The sequence below is a fragment of the Synechococcus sp. R5-12 genome (assembly GCF_047502655.1).
Classification (GTDB): Bacteria; Cyanobacteriota; Cyanobacteriia; order Thermostichales; family Thermostichaceae; genus Thermostichus.
Window position 1 is genome coordinate 1 of the sequence record NZ_JANSIM010000227.1, and the last position, 2,975, is coordinate 2,975.

The 2,975-nt window shown below is 58.8% G+C and carries 3 protein-coding genes; 1 reads left to right on the forward strand and 2 read right to left on the reverse strand.

All coding sequences use genetic code 11. The features are described from left to right. Positions 1–710: glycerophosphoryl diester phosphodiesterase membrane domain-containing protein (locus NW843_RS11605; protein WP_414523018.1), on the forward strand; the 710-nt coding region annotated here is incomplete at its 5' end. Positions 711–768: 58 nt separating this feature from the next. Here the strand turns inward: NW843_RS11605 and mnmA are convergent. Together mnmA and NW843_RS11615 are read right to left on the reverse strand one after the other, a co-directional pair. After that, positions 769–1,875, reverse strand: coding sequence for a tRNA 2-thiouridine(34) synthase MnmA (gene mnmA / locus NW843_RS11610; RefSeq protein WP_414350891.1), 1,107 nt, complete (start codon positions 1,873–1,875; stop codon positions 769–771). Positions 1,876–1,977: 102 nt separating this feature from the next. After that, entirely contained in the window at positions 1,978–2,727 is a 750-nt protein-coding gene (locus NW843_RS11615; RefSeq protein WP_414418035.1) for a HEAT repeat domain-containing protein, read from the reverse strand. Between the last annotated feature and the right edge of the window lie 248 nt (positions 2,728–2,975).

Consider the following 2,975-nt stretch of genomic DNA (forward strand, 5'->3'; position numbering starts at 1 on the left):
CGTTTGAGTTGGTAGGTCCCATCTACTGGCCGCTGCTGATCCTGACCTCTTCTAGCCATATCGCGTTCTTCGTTGTAGGTCTGACCTCACCTTCCCTCGGGATGATCCTCTCCTTGCTCCTCCTGGCCTATGTCCTAGTCGGCGCGCCCATCTTGACAGGAGCAGCCTTTTGGCTGGTGGATCAGCACTTGAAGCAGCGAACTCCCTTGCTGGGCAATAGCTTGGATCAGGCTTTCTCTAAGGCAGTGCCTCTGATATTCGGCAGCCTCCTGGTGAATCTGATTTCCTCACTAGGGATGCAGCTGTTTGTGTTTCCCGGCATCTATTGCCGGGTAAGGCTAGCTTTCACCCTCTGCGCAATTGCCCTGGAGGACAAGGGTGCCACAGAAGGGTTGGGCTACAGTTGGAACCTCGTCAGGGGCCGTTGGTGGGGGGTGTTTTGGGCATTCCTGGTCGTGGTTTTGATCTTCGGCATCTCAATCCTGCTTTTGCCTTTTGTTGTGGCGATCTTGGGAGCTACCCTAGCTGCAGTTGTAACTGGGGGTAATACCGACATCATAGGACTTGCGCTTCTGGTTTGGGCGCCTGTGGTAGCTCTCTTAGCAGTTGTGGTCGGGTTTGTCGCTTTCACGGCAGTCACGCCTATCTTCAATGTCTACACGGTGCTCCTGTTCCGATCCCTGCAGCAGCTGCAAGCGCAAGCAGCGTAGTTTGGCTTGCCCTCACCCCCAATCCTTCCCCCCTGGCGAGAGGGAAGTTGCAGTTGGCCTAGGGAGAAGGGCGCTCCAGGATCCCTCCCCCCAGCAGGAGATCCCCGTGGTACCAGACGGCGGCTTGGCCAGGAGTGACCCCAAACTGCGGCTCGGCAAACTGCAGCTTTACCCGCTCTGGCGATTCCGGGATCACCATGGCGGGCACTGGGGGGGTACGGTAGCGCACCTGAACCTCAACAGCCAAGGATGCCGTCGGCGCCGGGATAGAGACCCAGTTGACTTGGCTTACCCACGCTTCAGCCTGGGTAGCCTCCTCCCGTTCCCCCACGACAACGCGGTTCATGGCCGCATCGATGCGCACCACGTAAAGCGGACGGGAAGAGGCAATCCCCAACCCCTTGCGCTGGCCCACCGTGTAGTGGTGGATGCCCTCATGGGATCCCAGCACTCGCCCCTGGGTATCGACGATTTCCCCTGGCCTTTGCCCAAGGTACTGATCCAAAAAGCTCCGCATCGAGCCATAGGTTTCAATCAAGCAGAGATCCTGGCTTTCGGGCTTATCGGCTGTAACCAGCCCATAGCGGGCGGCCAACTGGCGGGTTTGGGCCTTGGTGTACTCGCCCAAGGGGAAGAGGCTATGGGCTAGGTGCTCTTGGCTGAGGTCGTAGAGAAAATAGGACTGATCCTTCTGCCGATCTACCGCCCGCAGGAGTTGGTAACGTCCTAGCTCGGCGTTAAAGCGCACCCGTGCGTAGTGGCCGGTGGCCATCTGCGAGATGCCCAGCTTTTCGCGGGCATAGGCCAGCAGGGGGCCGAACTTCACCGTTTTGTTGCATTGGGAGCAGGGTAGAGGGGTAATGCCCTCCGCATAGCCGGCCACCAGATAGTCCACAATGTTGGCCTGAAACAGCTCGCGGCTATCCACCACATGGTGCGGGATCCCCAGCTGCTCACAAACAGCTGCCGCATCCACCAAGCCTTCGGTACAGCACTGCCCCTTCCCCCTCATGAGCCAGAGGGTGACCCCCTCCACGGCGTAGCCCTGTTCCTGCAAAAGGGCCGCCACCGTAGAGCTATCCACACCCCCAGAAAGGGCCGCCACAATGCGGGGCCGCGACGGGGATGCAACAGGTGAAACCGATGAGTGGGGGCTGATAACCATTGAGACAAGGGATCCTAGGAAAAGAAAGGCTCAGCCGGAAACAGAGGAGGCCTCTCTCTGGGGATTGGGGAACCCGGAACAAGCTGAGCCGGGATCTTTACTTTAGCCTTCCTCAGAATTGGCTGGCCCGGATCCCTTCTCAGGGGTGGTTTCTGAGATGCCCCTTTGCCGCAAGCGCCGCAGCGAATCCAGAGCCGCCGCCACAACGCTATCGTGGGGATCCCTGGCCAGGTAGTTGAGAGCAGAAACGCTCTTGGGGGAAGGCAAATTGCCCAGCGCTTGGGCCAGCCGCTGCCGCACCAGCCAGTCTTCCGATTGGGCAAACCGCAGGATGTGATCCAGGGCCCGCGGATCCCCCAATTCCCCCAAAGCCGCAATGGCCGCTTGCTGCAGCAACACCTCCGGCCCATCCAAGGCTCGCAGAAGCACCTCGTAAGCCCGCGGATCCTTCAAGTTCCCCAAGGCCACCGCGGCACTGAAGCGCACCAGCCATTCTACATCCTCGTAGAAAGCACGCACTAAAGCTTCAAAAGCCCGCGGATCTTCCAAGTAGCCCAGGGCACCTGCCGCGTCGGCGCGAATGCCATAATCCGGGTCTTGGGTGAGGATTTCCAGCAATTTGGGCAGACAGGCGTCCGTTTGCTTGATCCCCAGGGCAAAGACGGCAAAAGAGCGCACCTGCAGGTTCTCATCGTCGATGACCTGCAAAATCAGCGGCACCGCCTGCTCTGCCGGCACATCCCGCAACTGGGCCAAGGCCACCATCCGGTCCGCAGAACGCGGGCTGCGCAAGCGTTGAGCGATCTCCTGTAAACGGGCGGGGTTGGCGGGATCCAAAGCAGAGACAGTCATGGCGTTAACAAATATTTACAATCTTTCTTCAGTATGGCAAACGAGGCTGCGCTTGGACAGAGGCCGTCTTTGTCTGGCCCGGTCGGGATCTCTGGGGACATGGTGCCACTGTTTCGATCGACAAATCCTAGCACTGTTGTCGAGAAAAGCAGGTTGACTTGGCCCCATCACGAAGATTTTGGATATTTTGGTGGAGAGGATACGAGGCTGATACATTTACGCTGAACACTGCTGAACATCACTGTTCA

What these genes read in the sequence shown, in the direction of transcription:
- mnmA (WP_414350891.1), bottom strand. Translation starts at nt 1,875, where the DNA reads ATGGTTATCAGCCCCCACTCATCGGTTTCACCTGTTGCATCCCCGTCG.
- NW843_RS11615 (WP_414418035.1), bottom strand. Translation starts at nt 2,727, where the DNA reads ATGACTGTCTCTGCTTTGGATCCCGCCAACCCCGCCCGTTTACAGGAG.